This is a genomic window from Nocardia gipuzkoensis, assembly GCF_021183645.1.
Lineage (GTDB): Bacteria > Actinomycetota > Actinomycetes > Mycobacteriales > Mycobacteriaceae > Nocardia > Nocardia abscessus.
This window is the reverse complement of the sequence record NZ_CP089225.1, coordinates 6,396,679-6,417,867: the sequence shown is the minus strand read 5'-3', so window position 1 is coordinate 6,417,867 and position 21,189 is coordinate 6,396,679. Positions and strand designations below refer to the sequence as shown.

19 protein-coding genes are annotated in these 21,189 nt (G+C 66.8%); 10 read left to right on the top strand and 9 right to left on the bottom strand.

The window, feature by feature from the left end; all coding sequences use genetic code 11:
- The first annotated feature begins 252 nt into the window (after positions 1–252).
- Entirely contained in the window at positions 253–783 is a 531-nt protein-coding gene (locus tag LTT66_RS29220; RefSeq protein ID WP_233061795.1) for a universal stress protein, read from the top strand.
- Between the two features lie 140 nt (positions 784–923).
- On the opposite strand, the gene LTT66_RS29215 is transcribed toward LTT66_RS29220, so the two are convergent.
- Positions 924–2,147, bottom strand: a complete 1,224-nt coding sequence (locus LTT66_RS29215; protein WP_233061794.1) for a globin domain-containing protein — start codon at positions 2,145–2,147, stop codon at positions 924–926.
- Between the two features lies 1 nt (position 2,148).
- Positions 2,149–2,622: an RrF2 family transcriptional regulator gene (locus tag LTT66_RS29210; protein ID WP_233061793.1), complete on the bottom strand. Its 474-nt coding sequence runs from the start codon at positions 2,620–2,622 to the stop codon at positions 2,149–2,151.
- 444 nt (positions 2,623–3,066) lie between these two features.
- On the opposite strand from LTT66_RS29210, the gene LTT66_RS29205 reads away from it, so the two are divergent.
- The 4 genes from LTT66_RS29205 (at position 3,067) to LTT66_RS29190 (ending at position 7,241) form a co-directional block, all read left to right on the top strand.
- Positions 3,067–3,714: a response regulator gene (locus LTT66_RS29205; protein WP_233061792.1), complete on the top strand. Its 648-nt coding sequence runs from the start codon at positions 3,067–3,069 to the stop codon at positions 3,712–3,714.
- A gap of 90 nt (positions 3,715–3,804) precedes the next feature.
- Positions 3,805–5,550: a GAF domain-containing sensor histidine kinase gene (locus tag LTT66_RS29200; RefSeq protein ID WP_233061791.1), complete on the top strand. Its 1,746-nt coding sequence runs from the start codon at positions 3,805–3,807 to the stop codon at positions 5,548–5,550.
- A 171-nt stretch (positions 5,551–5,721) separates the two neighbouring features.
- Complete coding sequence (locus LTT66_RS29195; protein WP_233061790.1) at positions 5,722–6,636, top strand: universal stress protein; 915 nt, start codon at positions 5,722–5,724, stop codon at positions 6,634–6,636.
- 158 nt (positions 6,637–6,794) lie between these two features.
- Positions 6,795–7,241, top strand: a complete 447-nt coding sequence (locus tag LTT66_RS29190; protein ID WP_233061789.1) for a CBS domain-containing protein — start codon at positions 6,795–6,797, stop codon at positions 7,239–7,241.
- A gap of 114 nt (positions 7,242–7,355) precedes the next feature.
- Here LTT66_RS29190 and LTT66_RS29185 read toward each other — a convergent pair whose 3' ends face one another.
- The 5 genes from LTT66_RS29185 to LTT66_RS29165 form a co-directional block, all read right to left on the bottom strand.
- Positions 7,356–7,820: a universal stress protein gene (locus tag LTT66_RS29185; protein WP_233061788.1), complete on the bottom strand. Its 465-nt coding sequence runs from the start codon at positions 7,818–7,820 to the stop codon at positions 7,356–7,358.
- Between the two features lie 123 nt (positions 7,821–7,943).
- A complete protein-coding gene (locus LTT66_RS29180) occupies positions 7,944–8,846 on the bottom strand; it encodes a universal stress protein (protein WP_233061787.1) in 903 nt (300 codons plus the stop codon).
- Positions 8,847–8,869: 23 nt separating this feature from the next.
- Positions 8,870–9,112, bottom strand: a complete 243-nt coding sequence (locus LTT66_RS29175) for an SHOCT domain-containing protein (RefSeq protein WP_233061786.1) — start codon at positions 9,110–9,112, stop codon at positions 8,870–8,872.
- A 44-nt stretch (positions 9,113–9,156) separates the two neighbouring features.
- A complete protein-coding gene (locus tag LTT66_RS29170; RefSeq protein WP_233061785.1) occupies positions 9,157–9,759 on the bottom strand; it encodes an Rv1733c family protein in 603 nt (200 codons plus the stop codon).
- An 80-nt stretch (positions 9,760–9,839) separates the two neighbouring features.
- A complete protein-coding gene (locus LTT66_RS29165; protein WP_233061784.1) occupies positions 9,840–11,552 on the bottom strand; it encodes a SulP family inorganic anion transporter in 1,713 nt (570 codons plus the stop codon).
- A 479-nt stretch (positions 11,553–12,031) separates the two neighbouring features.
- Between LTT66_RS29165 and LTT66_RS29160 the strand changes: the two genes are divergently transcribed.
- Both LTT66_RS29160 and LTT66_RS29155 read left to right on the top strand, forming a co-directional pair.
- Positions 12,032–12,943 carry a universal stress protein gene (locus tag LTT66_RS29160; RefSeq protein ID WP_233061783.1) on the top strand — a complete coding sequence of 304 codons (912 nt, stop codon included), beginning with the start codon at positions 12,032–12,034 and terminating at the stop codon, positions 12,941–12,943.
- A 17-nt stretch (positions 12,944–12,960) separates the two neighbouring features.
- Positions 12,961–13,824 carry a universal stress protein gene (locus LTT66_RS29155; RefSeq protein ID WP_233061782.1) on the top strand — a complete coding sequence of 288 codons (864 nt, stop codon included), beginning with the start codon at positions 12,961–12,963 and terminating at the stop codon, positions 13,822–13,824.
- A gap of 37 nt (positions 13,825–13,861) precedes the next feature.
- Here the strand turns inward: LTT66_RS29155 and otsB are convergent, their stop codons facing one another.
- Complete coding sequence (gene otsB, locus LTT66_RS29150) at positions 13,862–17,836, bottom strand: trehalose-phosphatase (RefSeq protein WP_408638686.1); 3,975 nt, start codon at positions 17,834–17,836, stop codon at positions 13,862–13,864.
- A 139-nt stretch (positions 17,837–17,975) separates the two neighbouring features.
- Here otsB and LTT66_RS29145 point away from each other — a divergent pair, with 139 nt between their 5' ends.
- The 3 genes from LTT66_RS29145 (at position 17,976) to LTT66_RS29135 (ending at position 20,733) form a co-directional block, all read left to right on the top strand.
- Positions 17,976–18,971: an Acg family FMN-binding oxidoreductase gene (locus tag LTT66_RS29145; RefSeq protein WP_233061781.1), complete on the top strand. Its 996-nt coding sequence runs from the start codon at positions 17,976–17,978 to the stop codon at positions 18,969–18,971.
- Positions 18,972–19,093: 122 nt separating this feature from the next.
- Positions 19,094–19,735, top strand: a complete 642-nt coding sequence (locus LTT66_RS29140) for an SRPBCC family protein (RefSeq protein ID WP_233061780.1) — start codon at positions 19,094–19,096, stop codon at positions 19,733–19,735.
- Positions 19,732–20,733 (top strand): Acg family FMN-binding oxidoreductase, encoded by a 1,002-nt coding sequence (locus LTT66_RS29135; protein WP_233061779.1) that lies wholly within the window; start codon positions 19,732–19,734, stop codon positions 20,731–20,733. The genes LTT66_RS29140 and LTT66_RS29135 overlap by 4 nt, the downstream gene beginning before the upstream one ends.
- 33 nt (positions 20,734–20,766) lie before the next feature.
- On the opposite strand, the gene LTT66_RS29130 is transcribed toward LTT66_RS29135, so the two are convergent.
- The gene (locus LTT66_RS29130) at positions 20,767–21,180 is read right to left on the bottom strand and encodes a DUF302 domain-containing protein (RefSeq protein ID WP_233061778.1); all 414 of its coding nucleotides are present in this window, start codon (positions 21,178–21,180) and stop codon (positions 20,767–20,769) included.
- Between the last annotated feature and the right edge of the window lie 9 nt (positions 21,181–21,189).

Here is a 21,189-nt window from a genome sequence, read left to right as displayed (position 1 = left end):
GATGCCTCGACCCGCATGCTCTGCCTCTCCCCTGCCCAGGATTCGGCTGTCCCACGTCGCTCCTCCCGGTTCCACGGGCAGACAGGTGCGAAGGTCCGGATGGCAGATACCTGGTGTCGTCCGGGCGATCCGGCGCGGCGACATCGCGGCCCTTCGGCCTGCGGGACCAGGACCAAGGGCAACAGCCGATCGACCTGCGAATTCTTACGCTTCGAAGGGCAGGGGATTTCCGAGGTCCGGCGGGCGACATACATGGATATGCCATACCGCGAGAACCCTCATCTGCTGGCGTCCGCGCCGGTGGTGGTCGGCGCAGACGGTTCCGAGGGCGGCGAGCTGGCCGTCCGCTGGGCCGCCGAGACAGCGGCACGGCGAGGCCGCACTTTGCTCATCGCCCACGGGCTCGACATTGCCGGGCTGCGCTCCATGACGGGCAGCCACCTGGCCGCTCCGCCATCGATCATCGAAGCCGTGCGAACGCGCGGCATGGGAATCGCCGGCGGCGCACGCCGGCTGGCCGCCGAGGTCGCGCCGAACCTGGAGATCAGCACCGAAATCTCCGAGGCGAGCCCGTCCGGGCTGCTGATCCACCTCTCGAAGCCCGCGCACCTCATCGCGCTCGGCGCCACCGTCGACGTCGGCGTCTTCGCCCATCTCGGCTCCACGCTGCTCGCGGTCGCCAGCCGCGGCCGCGGCGGCTTCACCGGCCTGCTGCTCGGCTCGACCAGCAATTTTCTCGTCCAGCACGCGCATTGCCGGATCCTGGTCGCACATTCGGCGTGAACCCGGCGCCAGCCGGTGCGCCCACCCTGCTGACCGCTCGCATGCGGTCAACCGCCCACTGGGCCGTTTGGTGCAGGTGGAAGTCGAGCTCGTGAAGCTGTGTTCGGCGCGGAGGAAATCGGGCAGGTGTGCGCCGCAGCCTATGCCGGGGCCGCGGCCCAGCTGTCCGGGCCGAAGACCTCGTAATGGATATTCTCGGCCGCTACGCCGTTGTCCAAGAGTGCCTCGCGCATGCTGAGCATGAAAGGCAGTGGCCCGCAAAGGTAGGCCCGGGTACCGGCTGCGATCGTGATCTCGCCGAGGTCGGCGCGGCCTTCCCACAACCTGTCTTCGGGGCGGCGGGCGCCGAGATCCTCATACCAGCGGTACATCACCGCGTAGGGCAGGCGTTCGACGAGTTCGGCCAGTTCCGCGCGATGGGCATGATTGCTGGGCGAGCGGTCGGCATGCAGCACCGAGATCGGGCGGCTGTCGGCCGTGCCGGCGAGGTGACTGAGCATTCCCATCATCGGCGTGCATCCGATTCCCGCGGAGATCAGCAGCAGCGGCGCGTCGTCGTCCTGGAGGACCAGATCACCGAACGGCGTGGTCACCTCCAGCACGTCACCTTCGAATACGTTGCGATACAGGAAGTTCGACACCTCCCCCGCTGGTGCGATCGAGCCATCCGGCAGGGTGTGAGCGTCGACCCGTTTGACAGTGATGCGCCAGTCCTCGCTCGACGGGGCCGACGACAGACTGTACTGGCGAATTTGGCGCGCACCGTCCTCGAGACGCGCAGCCACCGACAGATATTGGCCCGGAGAGAAGGACGGCAGTGGTGTGCCGTCCGCCGAGGTGAGCACGAAGGAGACCGTGTCGGCGGACTCGTGGCGCCGTTCGCGCACACGCACCTGCCGCCAGACATCACCCACCGCTACACCCGCGGACCGGTAGAGCCCGGCCTCCATCGAGATCAGCGTCTCGGCCATCAACCAGTACAACTCGTCCCACGCGGCGGCGACCTCGGCGGTGACGGCGTCACCGAGCACCTCGGCGATGGCTTCGAACAAGTACTTGTGCACGATCTGATACTGGGCGGGCTCGATGCCCAGGGAGGCATGCTTGTTCGCGATCCGCGACAGAATGAGGTCGACACGAGCCTGATCGGGTTCGAGTTGCAGCGCCGCGAAAGCGGCGATAGCACCGGCGAGCGCTTTCTGCTGGCCGCCCTGCTTCTGGTTGCCACGATTGAACAGATCGCGTTCGAGTTCGGGGTGGGCGGCGAACATCTTGCGGTAGAACAGCGTCGTGATGTCGTCGATGGCGGCGCCTACCGCGGGCAGGGTGGCCCGGATCGTCTCTTTCGTGGTGGCCGAGAGCATGTCATTCTCCGATCGTTGCAGAAATCTGAGTGTCGGCGCCGCCTACCCGGGGCAGGGCGAGAAGGACGGAGCGAGCGGGACTTCGAGTGAGGTCATCGATGGTGACGGTGTCGAGGGATTCGAAGAATGCTTCCTGGGCGCGGCGCAGCGCCGAGCGCAACAGGCACCCCGACCGCAGCGGGCACGGATCGGCGCCGTCGCATTCGACTACTTCCGCCTCGCCCTCGAGCCTGCGTGCCAGCCATCCGACCGAGGCGGTGCGCCCGAGTTCGGTGATGGCCAGACCGCCGCCGCGTCCGCGGCGCGCGTCCACGATGCCCAGTTCGCCGAGCCGGGTGATCACTTTCGCCGCGTGCGCGTAGGACACCGACAACTGCTCGGCGATCTCCCGGCTTCCCGGACGTTCACCGCTGCCCCCCACCGCCAGTCGCATGACGACCCGTAGTCCGAGGTCGGTGAAGCGGGTGAGCTGCATGCCCAGAAGATACGATAATTCGCATTCTCTATACCAATTATGTGAGCGGGATAACCCGCTCCGGACGCCATGCCCAGGTCGGCTTCGTCCTCGACCTGACACTGCTCGTTCCGGGCTATATGACGGCCGCACTGCTATGGCACCGGCATCCCTGGGGGTATGTCCTGGCTACGGCCCTGCTGCTCGCCGGATCGCTGCACCAATTCGCTTGCATCTCGGCCATGCTGTTCCAGATGTACGACGCCATACCAGGCGCGGGATTCGCCCCTGCGGAGCCCTTCATCGCAGCGGCTTTCGTTGTTGCGACGGGACTGCCGTCGGCAGTCGGTCACCGGTACGGACACGACCTGTCAAGGGACCTCGGTCACCGATCCGAGGTCGAACTCCGAGGCGAGCCGACCTGGCACTCCGTAGTCTGGGATAACAGCACGAAAGGAGTTATCCATGGTCAAGGTGTTCCTGGTCGACGACCACGAGATCGTCCGCCGCGGGGTCGCCGACCTCGTCGACCTGGAGCCGGACCTGGCCGTCGTCGGCGTAGCGGGCAGCTACTCTCAAGCACTGGCCCGCATTCCAGCGCTCCGCCCAGATGTTGCCGTGCTCGACATGAGACTACCCGACGGCAACGGCATCGAGCTGTGCCGCGAACTCCTCTCGGCCGATCCGAACCTGCGCTGCCTGATCCTCACCTCCTTCACCGACGAGCAGGCCATGCTCGACGCCATCCTGGCCGGGGCCAGCGGTTACGTGGTCAAAGATGTCAAGAGTCTCGCCCTCGTCGACGCCATCCGCACCGTCGGATCCGGCAGCTCGCTGCTGGACAACCGAGCAGCCGCCGCGCTGATGGCCAAACTCCGCTCGGAAGCGGAGGCCAAGACCGGCCCGCTCGCCGCCCTCACGGACCAGGAGCGCACCCTGCTCGCCCTACTCGGCGAAGGCTTGACCAACCGGCAGATCGCCGGCCGGATGTTCCTTGCGGAGAAGACCGTCAAGAACTACGTGTCGCGCCTGCTGACCAAGCTGGGCGTCGAACGTCGCACCCAGGCCGCAGTGATCGCCACCACGCTGAAACAGCCGGAGAAGCAGTACTGATGTGACCGCCTCGTCTCGGCGATCGTCCACTAGTCTCGGTGATCGTCCGCAATAGGAGGCCAGCGGCTCGATCGTGGGAGAATGCGGTCCATGGAGGGCCAGCGGTATACGCCCAGATCGAACGGCCGGGCTTCGGTGACGGAGACTTTGTCGCAGTTGCGGCTTCGTGAACTGCTGATCGAGGTGCAGGACCGGATCGCGCAGATCGTCGATGTCCGCGACCGCATGGACCGGCTCATCGAAGCCATGCTGGTGGTGACCGCCGGGCTCGACCTCGACAACACCTTGCGGACGATCGTGCACACCGCCATCGAACTCGTCGACGCCGGGTACGGCGCCCTCGGTGTCCGCGAAACCGATGAAGCCAGCAATCAGCTGGCCGAGTTCGTCTACGAAGGGATCGATGACCGCACCCGCGTCATGATCGGCGACCTCCCCCGTGGGCACGGCGTACTCGGATTGCTCATCGAAGAACCCAAGCCGCTACGACTGACCAGAATCGCCGACCACCCCGCCTCGGTGGGTTTTCCCACTCACCACCCGCCCATGCACACCTTCCTCGGTGTCCCGGTCAAAGTCCGCGAGGAAGTCTTCGGCAATCTTTACTTGACCGAAAAGGCAGATGGGCAAGAGTTCACCGATGACGACGAGGTAGTGGTTCAAGCGTTGGCCGCCGCGGCAGGCATCGCCATCGAGAACGCTCGTCTCTACGAACAGTCCCGAATCCGGCAACAATGGCTCGAAGCTATTCGCGACGTATCGACCGAGCTCCTGGCCGGGGGCGAACCGGAGGAAGTCCTGCAACTCGTCGCCGAACGCGCACTGACACTGACCGACTCCGCGATCACCTTCCTCGCTTTGCCCGAGGACCCGGACATCCCCCACGACGAAGTCACCGAACTTTTGGTCACCGCCGCCGCCGGGCCGAGCTCGGAAGCGATGAACGGGTTGTTCGTGGGTGTCGAGGGTTCGCATGCGGGCAACGCGTTCCGGACAGGACAGCCCGTCTCCGTCGATGAACTGCGCGATGAGACGTTCGCCGAGATGGTGCCCGAGACCGGACCCGTGTTGATCATCCCGCTGCGTGCGCGTGGCTCGGTGATCGGCGTCCTGGGCTCTCTGCGACCGGCAGGAGCGGCACCGTTGGATACCGCCACCCAGGCCATGATGGCGGCCTTCGCCGACCAGGCGGCCGTGGCACTGCAATTGGCCGACACCCAGCGCCGGATGCGTGAACTCGACGTCCTCTCCGACCGCGACCGCATCGCCCGCGGCCTGCACGACCATGTGATCCAGCGATTGTTCGCGGTGGGTCTGTCCCTGCAGGGCACAGCGCAGCGGGCACGTGCTCCCGAGGTCAAGTCCCGGCTGACAGACACCATCGATGACGTGCAAAGCATCGTTCAGGACATCCGCCACTCGATCTTCGACCTGCAGAGCAACACGACGGCGGACTCGTCGAAGTATCGGAAATACCTGCATGGCATCGTTGTCGATATGACCGCTGAGACCGGCCTGCGGACCACCATCCGGCTCGCCGGACCAGTCACGGTACTGACACCACCACTGTCCGACGACGTCGAGGCAGTGCTGCGGGAAGCGGTGAGCAACGTGGTGCGGCATGCGGCCGCGAGCACCGTATCGGTCGAATTGCAGGTCAACGACGACGTCACGATCGAGGTGACCGACGACGGCGCGGGCATTCCGGAAGACATTGCCCGCCGCAGCGGACTGGCGAACCTGGCGACGCGGGCCCAGAACGCCGGCGGTAGCTTCAGCCTCGCGAACCGACCCGAGGGCGGCACCGTGCTGCGCTGGGCAGCTCCGCTGCCGTAACCGAGTCGGATTCGAGCGGTACTGAGTCACGTTCGCTGTCTCGTCTGCGCTGAAGTGGCGGCACATCCCCATTGCCTATCGGCCCTCCGGTCGAGGACCAAGGCCAGCAGTCGCCGCAGGTGTCGATCCTTACCGTACAGATGACGCATCCGTATACCGAAGGGCACCGACATGGTTGATCAGCACGAGGGAAATCCGCACGAGTTCGCGTCCGCTGCGGTAGTGGTCGGCACCGACGGCAGCGAGCACGCCTCGGCGGCTGTCCGCTGGGCGGCTCGGACGGCATCAGATCGCGGGCGTCGCCTGCTGATCGTGCACGGGATGAACCTTCCCGCGGCTCGCGCCACGCTCGGCGTTTACGACGTGATGGTGCCCGCGGTCAGCGAGACGATGCGCGCACGCGGTTGGAAAATCCTCACCGAAGCCCGCGCGCTGGCGCATGGTGTCGCCCCCGATCTGCCTGTGGCTACGAAGCTCGGTGAAGAGAACGCCGCCGCGCTGCTCATCACGCTGTCGGCGCACGCGCATCTCGTGGTCCTCGGTGCCACACCGGGCACGGGCACGATCGCTCATCTGGGTTCGACCTTGCTCGCGGTAACCGCCCACGCCGACGGCGCCGTCGTGGTGGTGCGCGGCGACCGGCAGCTGACCGGCGACCGCGCACCGGTTGTGGTAGGCGCCGACGGCAGCGAAGTGGGGGAAGCGGCGATAGCCGCCGCGTTCGCCGAAGCGGCAGCACGTGACGTCGATCTGGTCACCGTCCACGCTTGGAGCGACCTCTCCGCCGGTGAATTCGCCGGAACCCGATACCTCGAGATCCCGCTGGAGAACCTGGAGATCGGTGAGCGGGCACTGCTGGCCGAGCGACTCGCGGGCTGGCAGGAGAAGTACCCGGAGGTCACCGTGATCCGCAAGGTCTATCTGTCCGGGCCTCGTGACCATCTGGGCGATTGGTCGCAGCACGCGCAACTCGTCGTCGTGGGCAGCCGCGGCCGGGGCGGATTCCGGAGCCTTCTACTCGGTTCCACCAGCAATTGGCTCGTACAGCACGCCGAGTGCCCCGTCATGGTCGTACATCCGAAGTGAACGCGTCCGCTGTCGCAGGCCGTCGCGGCGACGACCGCTCCGACCGCCGCCGCGGTGGCGCCGGCGTCAGATGACCTTCTGCCCTGTCGATACCTTCGCCGCCGTCGAATGATGATCGAAGTAGCGAGCACGCCGCCCGGAGTAGAAGGAGTCGCCTCATGGCAACCGTGCAGACCATCATGCGGCCCGACGTACAACACATCAGTGTTCGAGAGACCATGGAAGCAGCCGCCCAGCGGATGCGCCAACTCGATATCGGCGCGCTGCCGATCTGCGACGGCGAAGGTCATCCCGTCGGCATTGTCACCGATCGCGATATCGTCGTGCAGGTCGTCGGTGTCGGCGCGAATCCGAAGACCACTACCGCCGGAGAATTGGCACAGGGCGCCGAACGGCTGCACACCGTCGAGATCGACACCGAGGTGGACGACGCGCTGACGCTCATGCGGCAGAACCGGATCCGGCGGCTTCCGGTCACCGACAACGGCGTGCTGGCCGGCATCATCACCGAAGCCGATCTGGCCCGCCATTTGACCGAGAACACCGTCGGCGAATTCGTAGAAGCGGTCTGCGCCGCCAATCTGCCCACCACCGAGGATGCGTGAGGATCTGCGCCGGCCGGCGCTGCCAACACGGTGTTGATTTCGTCGGCGCCCGGCGGTGGCGACCACCTGCCGCCGCGCGCGTACCAGTGACGCTGTCCGCAGGCCCGGTATGGGTCACCCCGCGGGGTGGACCACCATGACCGGGCAGGAAGCGTGCTGCACCAGCGTGTTGGCGGTAGAGCCGAGGAGCATGCCCGCGAATCCGCCGCGCCCGCGGCTACCGACCACGAGCAATTGCGCGACCTTCGACCAATCCAGCAGGTGGGGAGCGGGCGCGGACACCTCGACCTTGCGGGTGACGCGAACCCCCGGGAACTTCTCCTGCCAGCCCGCGATGCGCTCGGCGAGAATCGCCCGCTCGACCTTGTCGAATTCGGCCTCGACCACGTTGTGGTGACCGGCGAACCGGCCGGAGTCCCAATCGCTCCAGACATGAACGGCGACGAGTTCGACACCGCGTTCGGCCGCTTCGGTGAAGGCAGCCACGATCGCCGTGTCGGTGACCGGGCTGCCGTCCCCACCCACCACTACCGGGCCCGACGTGCGAACCACGCCGCCGGCCTCGGGATCGGTGCGCACTATGACCACCGTGCCGAGCGCGTGCGCAGGGCCGCGCCGACGAATCGGCTCCGGAGGTAATCAGGTCAATCCTTTCTCGCGGCGCCGGATGCGACCTGGGTTCGGCGATGGTCGGTCCTGCCGTCACCTCGAACGGACGACGATCATCGGCACGTCTATCGAGTGCAGCAGCGCATTGCTGGTCGACCCCAGCACCGTGCTCGCGAATCCGCCTCGACCGTGCGTGCCCACTACCACCAGTTGCGTATTCGCCGACTCTTCCAGCAGGGACCGTGCCGGTCGATCCGCGGTGACGACGCGCAGCACGGCGACATCCGGGTAGCGGTCGCTCCAGCCCGCGAGATTCTCGGCCAGCACCGCCTCCGCCGATTCGCGGGCGCCGTCCCATCCTCGGACCGGCACGTCCAGACCGCTCGTGTCGCTCCATGCGTGCAGCGCCACCAGGTCCACTTTCCGCCGCGACGCCTCCTCGAACGCGAGCTCGACGGCGGGCACGCTGTTGGCGGTGCCGTCGACGCCGACGAGCACCGGTTGACGCGCTGACACGGCGTCGATCGCCGAGATTCCGTGGATCACCGCGACCGGGCAGTGCGCGTGGTGGGTGGTCGCGGTACTCACCGAACCGAGCAGGCCCCGCCGGAACGCGCCGAGCCCGCGGCTACCGACCACAAGCATCCGCGCCCGCGCGGAACGCTCGATGAGTAGCGGGATGGCCAGTTCGAAGCTCACCTCGGTGGTGATCGCGGGCTCGTCGCCCGGCGAAGCTGTGCGCGCCACCCGCGCAGCTTCGGTGAGGATGCGTTCACCGTCCCTGCGCATCCACTCCAGGTCGGCCTCCCCCATCGAGATGCCCGGCCCGAAACCGGTGGGTATAGCCATGGAGGTGATGATGTGCAGCGCGCAACGGTGCAGGGCTGCTTCGGCGGCCGCCCAGGCTACCGCTTGATACGAACAGGCCGATCCGTCCACCGCGGCCAGGATCGATGAGTTCGGTGGTGCGAGGCGCGAAGCCTTTTCGGTGGGCATGCCAACTTCCTTCGAGTCTGCGTTCACTGTCGCGTACGCGGGTCGGTGTCTTCGGCCGGGGTCGCGGGAGCGGGATGCAGCACCGCGAGGCGTCTCAGGTATTCGGATTCGTCGAGATCGCCGCTGGCGAACCGTTCGGCGAGCAGCGCTTCCGGTGACAAGCGCGCCGGGCTGCTGAATCGGGGGGCCTGCGTGCGCTCAGGTCTGCGCACGGCTACGAGCGCGATCGCCACCGCGATCCACAGCGGGACGACGAACAAGATCATGAGAACGAACATCCACCACTGTGGGCCGCTCCCGTACCAGTACATCATTGCGTGTCCTCTCTTGCCGGACGACACATCTGTCGCCACTCGCGGTCCCATCGCGCGCTACGCTGCCGCGCCAACAGCAGGGCGACACCGTTCGCCAGGCACCATCCGCACAGCCAGACGCCCACCAGGACGGAAACACCCACGCCGATCCCGGCCACGACGGCGGTGTCCGGGTGGCGTGGTCGCGCGGTGGGAGTGCCCCCGGCGTCGAGCCACAGCTCGACACGATCGCCGAGCTGCGTCTTCTCCCGGACCGGCAGGACGGCATCGCCCGTATGTCCGGACTCGTCCCATCGCGCTCGGGCGTCGTAACGATGCGCCGCGGTTCGGACGGGCTGGTCGGTGATCACGGCGTGAACCAGGGATTTCGTCGCGCCTTCGCTGCGGATTTCGGCGGAGGTGTCGGCATACGCGTCCGTAGCGAGGGCGCCCGCGACAGGCACCGCGATCAGTACCGAGATCGTGGCGATCACGCGGATCGCTGATTCGATGCGATCGGACGGGCGCATCAGCTCGTTCGAACTACACGGTTGTAGCGACCACAAACGGATCAGTCGAGTCCACCATCCGTCCAGCGGAATGATCACGCTTTCGGACATCGCCGTTTCACCTCTTCCGACGACGCGTGCCGTCAGCTTCGAGGATCGCGCGTCGAACGAGGCATCGGCAGAGACAAAGGTCATCCACCCGAGGGGATGTCGGCCCCCGTGTCCCGGTCCTCGCAGAAGGCTGCCACCGCGGTCGGTAGTGTCGGATACAGGTGCCGCTCGCCGATTCTCGATGTCAGGCCGGAAGCGTCCAGGGCTCCGCGCAGGTCATGTTTGACCCGCGCCATCGCGAAGACGATCCCCTTGCCCGATAGTTCGGCCCTGAGTTGTTCCACGGCGTCCAATGCGGTCAGGTCGACCTCCACGTTGGCCTCGGCGTTGAGCACGAACCAGCGCACCGGCGTTTCCCCGCGTTCGGCGCTCGAACCCACCGCCGCCAGCGCTCGGCGGCGGAAATCCTCCGCGTTGGCGAAACACAATGGCGCGTCGTATCGGTAGATCACCAGCCCTGGAACGGGTTTCGCGGTGGGATAGTCATCGATGTCGTGCATTCCCGCCACCCCGGAGACGAAGCCCAAAATCGCGTCGTGGGCGCGGGCGATCCTGCGCAGCAGATCGAAGATCGACAGCGCGATCGCGACGAGCACGCCGTAGAGCACGCCGAGGCCGAGCACCGCGACGAGGGTCGCGAGCGCCAGTAACAACTCGCTGCGCCGGAACCGTGCGATACGACGGAATTCCGCCAGGTTGATCAGCCGCAGCGCCGCGTAAACGACCAGCGCCCCCAGCGCCGCGGACGGAAAAGCCGCGAGGATGCCGCGTCCCCCCAGCACCATGGCCAGCACACTGCCGAGTGTGACGAGTGAATACAGTTGGGTGCGAGCGCCCATGGCGTCGGCGATGGTGGTCCTGCTGCCGGAACAGCTCACCGGGAATCCGTGCAGCAGCCCGGCGGTGAGGTTGGTCGCGCCGAGGGCAGCGAGTTCGGTGTTCGCCTCCACGCGGTCGCCGTGGCGGGCTGCGAAAGCCCGGGCAGTCAGGACACAATCGGAGAATCCGACCACCGCGATGCCGATCGCGGGCAGGATCAGAGCCGCCACGTCGTTCATGGCGACCGGGCTCGAACCGGGCATGGGAATGCCGGCGGAGAGCGCGCCGACCACCCCGATACCGAAACGGTCCAACGAGAAGACCGTGACCACCGCGGTCGCCAGCAATACCGCGATCAGGGGCCCCGGGGCGCGAGGAGCGCGCCATGCCAGCAGCAGGAGCACGGTCAGGACCGTTGCCGCGAGCCAGAAGGTGGCCCAGTGCCAGTGATCCAGGTTGCTGATGAACGAGTGTAATTCCGCGAGAATGGATTCGCCTTCCACCGGCACTCCGGTCACCGTGCCGAGCTGACCGACGATCATGATCCCGGCGGTCCCCGCGAGGTACCCCACCAGGACCGGTTTCGACAACAGATCCGCCAGCACCCCCAGCCGAACGGCCGCACCGGCCAGAGCCAGCCCACCGACCAGCAGCGCGAGCACTGCCGCCAGCGTGGCGTACCGATCGGGATCGCCCATCGCCAGCGGAGCCAGCGCGACCGCGGTCAGCAGTGCGGTGGTCGACTCGGGTCCCACCGACAGCTGCCGCGAAGTCGCCAGCAGGATGTAGACCGCCAGTGGTCCGATCGCCGCCCACAGGCCGGCCACAGGCGGCAGCCCCGCGATGGTCGCATAGGCCATGACTTGGGGGACGAGGTAGGCGGCCACGGTGACACCCGCGAGCAGATCCGCCCGCAGCCACGACCGCTGGTAGCCCTTGAACTGCCCCAGTCCCGGGAGCAAACGTGCCAGCATCGTTCCAGCATCGTCTACCGAATGCCAGAAAGTCGGCCGGAATGGGACTCGCAAACGAGGGGCACCCCCAGCACAGGGCGAAGGTCCCATGGCAAGGGTCGGTTCGACTCTGTTCCGGCCGCTCTCTGCCGCCCTACCGTCGGAGTCCTTACCCGGCTGGATTGCGCACACCGAACTCGACCGAATGATGCACCACATCTGACGGCACACCGTCGTGAATACGGGTTGCGCTCGGCACACCGGTGGCCCATGTCCGTCCACCGGACGCTCAGAGCCGGTCCGTTCCGGTCGCAGCCGAGAGCGTCGGCGACGAACCGCCCGGGATCCGGAGATGTCGCCACATCCAGCCATGCCGCCGGAGGGTGAACCGGCATGCTGCCGAAGGACCTCCACATTCGGGACCAACGCCAGCCGCGTGTGAACTCACCGGTCCCTACTCTTCGAATACGCAAGCATCGACTTTCGAAGGGACACCACGTATGTCCGCCAGTCTCCTCGACAGCCCGCACCACCTGGCATCCGCTGCCGTAGTCGTCGGTATCGACGGTTCCGAAGCCTCCGATCTGGCCGTGCAGTGGGCCGCCGAGACGGCCGCCCAGCGCGGACGCAGGCTTCTGATCGTGCACGGCCTCGACCTGGCTGCTACCCAGGCTGTTTTCGGCCTGTACGACCTGGTGTTGCCCGCGGTCGCCCAGAAACTGCGGGAAGAAGGCGCCGCCCGATTGGCTCGCGCAGCGCGGCTGGCCCGCCGCGTCGACACCGAACTGCGCGTCGACACCGAACTGTCGCCCGCCCATCCGGCCACCGTGCTCATCGAACGATCGGCCTCCGCGCACCTGGTGACGCTCGGCGTCGGACACGGCGGCAGGCGCGCCCACCTGGGCTCGACGGTGTTGGCGGTGACCGCCCACGGCCACGGCGACATCGTGGTCGTCCACGACACCGGAAGTGAGCAACGCACCCGCACCGACGGACCCGTCGTCGTCGGCTTCGACGGCAGCTCCGCCGCCGAAGCCGCGGTCGGCGCGGCGTTCGTCGAGGCCGACATTCGTGGCAGTGCGCTCGTCGCGGTACATGCCGTCGGCTTCACGCTCCATTCGGAAGCCGGCGCCATCGAACTCCTTCCGGTCCGGGAGCTGGAGACCGCCGCACAACGCATGCTCGCCGAGCAGTTCGCCGGTTGGCAGGAGAAATATCCCGAGGTCCAGGTCACTCCCAAGGTCTCCATCGCCCGGCCACGCACTCTGCTCACCGCGTGGTCGAAGTCCGCGCAATTGCTCGTGGTCGGTAGCCGGGGCCGCGGCGGGTTCCGCGGCCTGCTGCTCGGGTCTACCAGCAATTTCCTTGTCCAACATGCCCATTGCCCGGTCATGGTCGCCCACGGGGCTTAGAAGAAAGCGAAAATCACATGTCCAGCAGCATCAATCCGCCGATTCTCGTCGGTTCCGACGGCTCTCCGACCTCACTGGCAGCGGTCCGCTGGGCTGCCTCCGACGCGGCCCGCCGACGCGCACCGCTGAACATCGTCTACGCGATCAGCACGCCGATCGACTACGGCCCCGGCATCGCTGTCCCCCAAATCGACTACGACAGCTACCGGCAGGAGGGACGGACGGCTCTGGAGATCGCGCGCAAGAACGCCGTGACGGCGGCCTCCTCGATCGGCGAGCTCGACATCACCGCCGATCTCGTCGAGGCGCCGCCGATCCCGGTGCTGCGCGACCGATCCAAGTCCGCGCGGCTGCTCGTCGTCGGCACCCACGGGCTGGGCGCCTTCAGCCGCAGCATCCTCGGCTCGGTGAGCACGGCGCTGGCCCGGCACGCCGCATGCCCGGTCGCGGTGATCCCCGCCGACTTCGAGCACGCGGAAGGCCCGGTGGTGGTCGGTGTCGACGGCTCGTCGTGCAGTGCCCGTGCCGTCGAGGTCGCCTTCGACGAGGCCGCCCACCGCGGCGCCGAGCTGGTCGCGGTACACACCTGGTCGGAGTTCTTCCGATACATCTCGCGCGCGGAAATGCAGAACGAAGCCGAGGAACTGGTGTCGCAGAGCTTGGCCGGCTACGGCGAAAAGTATCCAGAGGTACGGGTGCGGCGGATCGTGGTCGAAGATCGCTCCGCCAAGCGACTGCTCGGCGAGGGCGAGAACGCGCAGCTGATCGTCGTCGGCAGTCACGGGCGCGGCGGCTTCGCCGGCATGACCCTCGGTTCGGTCAGTCAAGCGGTGCTACACGGTGCGAAAGCGCCCGTGATCATCGCAAGGTCGGCAAACTGACTCGCACCGCTGCGCACCAACGGTCCAGCCCGCGGAGCTAGGGTATCGAGTTCACCAGCCGGACGGTCTCCCCCGGCTTCAGGCGTGCGGTCTGATCCCGGCAGGTGATCTCGATCGGCGCCGACGCGCCAGGATCCGAGCTGATCTCGATGCCCTGCCCGCTGACCCGCACGGTCAGCCGATGGCCGCGATAGATCATCGGAAACGACAACGCGCCCAGAGTTTCCGGCCAGTAAGGGCAGAACACAAGGCGGTCGTGGCGCAGTTCCATGCCGGTGAAGCAGCGTTGCAGCAGATCGACGCTGCCGGCCATCGCGGCGAGGTGAATTCCCTCCGCGGTGGTGCCGCCCTGGATGTCGGCTACGTCGGAGCCGAGCACGAGGTCGAAGAACTCCACGGCACGATCACGGTTGGCCCGCGCCAGCACCCACGAATGCACCAGCGCGCTGAGCGTCGAGCCGTGCGAGGTGCGTGACAGGTAGTAGTCGATGGTCCGCGGGATCATCTCGCCGGGCAGCTCGTAGCCGAGGTGACCGAGCACTTCCCGGAGTTCGTCGGCCGACAGCAGATAGAACAGCATCAGCACATCGGCCTGTTTGGCGGCCCGATAACGGTTGACGTCGTCGCCTTCGGCCTCGAGTATCCGGTCCAGCCGCTGAATGTTGCCGTAACGGCTGCGGTAGCGGTCCCAATCGAGTTCGGCCAGTCGCTCGTATCCCTCGAACTGACTGATGACTCCGTCGTGGAACGGGACATACATCCGCCGGGCCACATCTCGCCAGTGCTCCGTGTCCGACGGCCGCACCGACAGCGTCTCCAGCAATTCCGTTCGTTCGCGCGGGGCCAGCAGGGCCAGCGTGTCGATCGCACGCCGAATCACCCAAGCCGCCATCACATTGGTGTACGCGTTGTTGTCGATCCCGGCGTCAGGCGCGTCCGGGTAACCGGAATGGAACTCGTCGGGGCCGATGACGCCACGGATGGTGTAGCGGTCGAGCTCGGCGTCGTAACCGGCCAGGCTCGACCAGAAACGGGCGATATCCACCAGCAGTTCCGCGCCGCATTCGACGAGGAACTCGAGGTCGCCGGTGGCCTGGTAGTACTGCCAGACGTTGTAGGCGATCGCGACCCCGATGTGGTGCGCACGGCGGCTGGGATCGGGATTCCACCGTCCCGACAACGGGTTCAGGTGCATTCTCTGGCTCTCTTCACGGCCGTCGCTGCCGGACTGCCACGGGAACATCGCCCCGGCCAGTCCCACTTCCGCGGCCGCCCGGCGCGCCTCGGGCAACCGTCGATAGCGGTACCGCAGCAGTGCTCGGGTCAAGGTGGGGAAACGTGGATTCAGCACCGGGAAGACGAACAGCTCGTCCCAGAACACGTGACCGCGATAGGCCTCGCCGTGCAAGCCGCGCGCGGGTACACCCACATCGAGATCCGTGGTGTTCGGCGACAGTGTCTGCGTCAGATGCAGTAGATGCAGGCGCACGATCCGCGTCGCGTCCTCCGCTCCATCCAGGTCGATGCGCAGCCGCGCCCATAGATGCTCCCACGCCACGGCATGACCTTCGAACAGGTCCGCGTACCCGCCTGCCACGGCGATCGTCCGGGCGGCCTCTTCCTCGGGACCCGCAGCCGCGTTGTCGCGTCCGGTGAACACGGCGACAATCTTCTCCACGGTCACCGCCTCTCCGGCTGTGATGTGGACGGTGTACTCGTGGCCGATCAGTCCATCTCGATCGATCAACTCCCGCGGCGGGTCCACCGGTTCCCGGCCGCGTCGCAGGGCGCTGCGCGTCGCGATCGCCACTGATCTGCCGGATGTGGTGGTCCGCACCGCGAGCAGCACCGAATCGTCGGACAGGGCTACCGCGTGCTCGGCGGTCAGGTGCGTGCCCGACAGGGCGCTGTAGCGCTCCACCAGGTGATTGCGCACCCTTCCGTCGATCGCCGACCGGATTCGCAGAGTACCCGACCAATTCTCGGCGGTGATCGTCGCTTCCGATGCGCCCAGGTGCGGGCGGTGCATGGCGACGAAGCGGCGTTGCGACACCGCGGTGATCCGCCCCGAGACGTCGCGGAAACGGAACAGCCGCACGAGTTCGCCGCGGCGCAGATCCAATTTCTGCTGATAGGACACCAGTTCGGCGGCATCGAGGTCGAACCACTCTCCGCCGCCGATCTGGAAGGTCACCGGAAGCCAGTTCGGCAGATTCACCAGACTCTCGTTGTCGATGACGTGCCCAGCGATCTCGTCGGAGAGCCGGTTGTACACCCCGGCGACATAAGTACCCGGATAATGGACCGCCCCCGCCACGCTTTCCGGCGCTGCCCCGCGAGTGGCGAAGTAGCCGTTTCCGACAGTGCACAGCGCCTCGCGAAGCTTCTCCTGGGCCGCGTCGTACCCGTCGAAGACGAGCAACCACGAATCCGGCACGATGGCAATCGATTCGGTGCGCGACAATTCCGCCAGCCGCTCCAGGAACGCGCGAACCTGTCGTGGTCCGGCGACCGAGAAGCGGGCAGCGGTATGCCTGTCGCCGGTCTCTTCGGCACGCACCACGATGGCGATGCCGTCGGCTTCGACGGCATCGAAGGCGTCTTCGTCGGTCAGATCGTCCCCGAGATAGATCGGCAGTACCGGGGCCGTGAGATGGTCGAGAATCCACCGCAGCGCGGTGCCCTTGTCCCAGTCCACATCCGGTCGCAATTCGGTGACGCGACGGCCGTGCGTGACACGTAAGCCGGCCGCATGTCCGGCCTGGTGTACCGCGGCAACCACCCGTCCGACATCCTCGGCCGCGACAGTGCGGTGATGAACCGCGACCGCAAAACGCTTGTGCTCGACCAGCACTCCCGCGATCTGGTGCAGAATCCGGCGTAGTTCGCCCGCCGCGTCGGCGAGTGCTCGCTCGGCTCCCGGCACCGCGTCGTGGACGTGCCGGGTACCGTCCGGAGCCATCAGTTCGAAGCCGTGGCTACCCGCATACCAGATGCCATCGACACCGACGCGGTCGCGCAGATCGGTCAGATCGCGTCCGCTGATGACCGCGACCGGGCATTGCGTGGCAAGCGTTGTCAGGACTGTCGCCACGCCGTCGATAGGTTCGGCGTCGGCAGGATCGGTGACGATCTCGGCCACCGTGCCATCGAAATCCAGTAGGACAGCCTGCTTCTCGGTGCCGAGCAGATCCACGATGTGTGACCAGCACTCCATGGCGTCGGGTACCTCCGAGATTCGCCGGAAGCCGCCACGCAAGCTCACCTGCGCCAGGTCGGCAACAACGATGTCCGCCCCCTGCGCCAGTAGGCGATCGGTGCCCGCGTGCCGGTCTACTCCGACGATCAGTGCGAACCCACCGCTGCGTCCGGCCGCCACCCCCGCCTCGGCGTCCTCCACGACCACCGTTCGATCCGGTTCGGCACCCAGCCGCCGGGTCGCCTCGAGCAGCATCGACGGATCCGGCTTGCCCGGCAAACCCAGCCTCTCGGCATCGAGACCGTCCACCCGCACGGTGAACAAGTCGGCGACACCGGCAGCCGTGAGCACCTCCGCACAGTGACGGCTGGCTGAGAACACCCCCGTACGGATGCCCGCCTCGCCGAGCCGCCGCACCAGTGTGACGGTCGATTCGAATGCTCGTACCCCCTCGCGCGCGACCCGCTCCAGGAAAAGGTGATCTTTTCGGTTGCCCAGCCCGCATACCGTCTCAGCACTGTCCGAATCGGATGGTCTCCCCCAAGGCAGTGCGATCCCTCGTGCGGCCAGAAAATCCGCGACGCCCCGATAACGCGGTTTACCGTCCACGAAACGTAGATAGTCGTCCTCGGTGAACGGTGAGCGGTCCTGCCCGCCACCCGCGGGGCGTTGGTTCAAGAAGGAATCGAACAATTCCGTCCAGGCCGCTGCATGTATCGACGCGCTGTCGGTGACCACCCCGTCCATATCGAAGATCACCGCGTCGTGTCGGCGCGCGTCGATCGGCGGTATCGCCGTGGCACCTATTCCCACACATACAGCCTGAACGGACCGATGCCTCCCGTCTAGGGGCCGAAGTCCCGGGAGACTCGGCCGACAGGGGACCACCTGCGGTGGGATTCGGGACCAACGACTCCTCCGGACATCGCCTCTCGATCCCTACCGTGACGGTATGAACCAGCTACCGTCCGGAGAAACCATCGAGAAGGCCGTCCTGCTCGCCGGCCGGGCGCCGTCGCTGCACAACAGCCAGCCCTGGCACTGGACATTCGACGGCCACACCCTGCGGCTGTTCGCGGCGCCCGAACGTATGCTTCCGGCGACGGACCCATCCGGCAGGCAGATGCTGATCAGCTGCGGTATCGCTCTGGACCATCTGCGCGCCGCGATGGCCGCGGCGGGCTGGCGTATCCACGTCGCCCGCTTCCCCGATCCGAACCGCCGCGAACACCTGGCCAACATCACCTTCGAACCGGCTCCGATCGTCACCGAAGCCGCGCGTGCTCGCGCCGACGCCATCCTGCGGCGGCACACCGACCGGCTGCCGTTCCAGGCGCCCAACGGATGGCCCGACTTCGAAGAGGTCCTCCGGTCGACCTTCGATCCCTTCGACGCAACACTCGACGTGCTGGGTGACGACTGCCGCCCCAGCCTTGCCCGCGCCTCGGAGATGAGCGCTGCGCTGCGCCGCTACGACGCCGGCTACCACGCCGAATTGCAGTGGTGGACCGGGCACACGATCGGCGCCGCGGGCGTGCCCAGCGACGCGCTGATCTCCCAGGAGGAACGGCAGCGAGTGAGCGTGGGCCGTAAGTTTCCGACCACCATCGGCGACCGGCGCGGCGAGATCACCGAGGACCATTCGGTGATCCTCGTCCTATCCACCGACCGCGACACGCCCGAGGACCTGGTGCACTGCGGTGAGGTGCTGTCCACGGTGTTACTGGAGTGCACACTCGCCGGGTTCGCGACCTGTCCGTTGACTCACCTGACCGAGGTGCCGAGCAGCCGTGCCGTGGTCCGCGAATTGACCGCACACTCCGGCCTCCCTCAGGTCTTGATCCGCGTCGGTATCGCGCCCGAATCGGAGCCGAACGCTCCGGCGACTTCACGCCGCCCACTCAGCGAGATCCTCGAAATGCCTGAATCCGTCCGCAAGCTGGATTGAGTTCGTCCATACCCCACGCTCCATGTGCACGTCCTGAATTCGAGGAGAAATCGGACTTCATGAACACGATGAGGCTTGCCGCAACCGTTCGATCAGCAATAGCAAGGCTGACCGGAGCCCGGTTGCGCACCAAATGGTTGACCTGGGGAGCCACGGGGGAAGAGATCGCGCGGGTTATGCCGGGTGACGATCTATTGGTAGACACCGATATCGTCTCGACCCGGGCCATCACGATCTGTGCAGGCGCCGACGCGATTTGGCCGTGGCTGGTCCAACTGGGCCCCGGCCGCGGCGGGGCGTACACCTATGATTGGGTCGAGAACCTGCTCGGCCTCGATATGCACAGCGCCGATGAGATCCTCCCGCAGTTCCAGGACGTCGCGGTCGGGGACAGCTTCGCGCTCGGCAAGTCCGGTCCGCGTATGCGCGTCGCGGTGCTGGAACCCGAGCGCCACTTGGTCTTCGCTTCCGAAGACGGCCGGTGGGTATGGACATTCGGGCTCTATCCCATGGGCGCGGCGACCCGGCTGGTGAGTCGCAATCGGATCGCACTGACGGGCGCATCCGCGCTTACCCGCGTATTCACCGTGGTCGTGATGGAACCGGGCAGTCTGGTGATGGAGCGGAAGATGCTGCGGGGCATCGAACAGCGCGCGGAGAGGCTCGGACGGGAGCGCCGGCCACCCGAAATGACAAAAGACCCTGCGCCGCGGACGCATGGCCCGTATCCGCAGCGTCGTGTACCGAGAACACTCGAGGTATGACCGCGAACGACGAAACAGCCGCCATTTCGGTGCCCGATCATCGGACGATCCTGGCCGCGTTGCGGCTGGCCACCCGCGCGCCTTCGGTCCACAACACCCAGCCGTGGCGTTGGGTGTTCGACGGCACGCGCCTGCACCTCTACACCGACGCCGACCGGCAGCTGCCCTCGACCGACCCGCAGGGGCGCCAGCTGGTCATCAGCTGCGGAGCCATGCTGCATCACGCGCGGACCACCTTCGCCGACCACGGCTGGCACACCGACACGATGCGGATACCCGACCGGCAGCGACCCGACCACCTCGCGGTAGTCGAATTCCGGCCGTGGCCGGACCCACCCGAGGGCATCCACACCCGAGCGCTCGCCATCGACCGGCGACGCACCGACCGGCTACCGATGAACGCACCGGTGGGCTTCGCCGACCTCCTCCCCCGGCTGCGGATGCTCACCTCCCCGCACGAGGTGGAACTCACCGTCCTGGATGACAGTGCCCGCCCTCGACTGGCCGCCGCCTCCGAGCAGGCCGGAGCTCTGCGCCGCCAGGACTTGCTGTACCAGACCGAATTGGAATGGTGGGCAGGACATTCGGAGTCCCTCGAGGGCGTGCCCGCCTCCGCGCTGGTGTCCGACGCCGAAAACGCTCGGGTCGGAGTCGGACGCGCGTTTCCCCCGGCTCCGCATACGACGCGACGCGCCCGGCTCGACGATCACGCGCGACTGGTGGTACTCAGCACCGAAGGGGACTCGGTGACCCAGTGGCTGCGCACCGGCGAGGCTTTGTCGGCCGTGCTGCTGGAATGCACCGGCGCGGGCCTGGCGACCTGCGCGCTGACCCACATCACCGAACTGCCGACAACCCGCGGACTGCTCGGCGGTCTCGTTCCGCGTCCCGCGGCACCTCAAGTGCTGATCCGTGTCGGCACCGCACCCGACGACACGAACATGGTCCCCCCAACCCCCCGCCGACCGGTCACCGACATCTTCACCGTCTCCCGCTGAACCAACACGCGAGCGGTTACCGCCCAGGGCATGTCAGAGCACGCGATCCGCGGTGCTCAGGGAATCGATGGCGGCCTGCAGCTTGGCAGCGGCCCGACTGGCTACGGGCTGTAGGTCCGGTTCATCCGTAACCTGCACCATGAGTTGCGGATTCATTGCTTCCACGATGACCCCGGAATCGGAGCCGGGGTTCTGGCGCACGACGACGTTGCAGGGCAGCAGGAGTCCGATCTGCCGGTCGATCTCGACCGCTTCGTGGGCCAAGGGTGGATTGCAGGCGCCGAGGATGAGGTAGTCCTCCATGTTCTCGTCGAGTTTGGCTTTCAGGGTGGCCCGGACGTCGATCTCGGTGAGGACGCCGAATCCTTGCTCACTCAGTGCGGCCCTGGTCCGGTCGACGGCGTCACCGAAACTGGTGTGCAGGGTGGTGGCCAGTCCCAGGTTCATTGTTCGGTC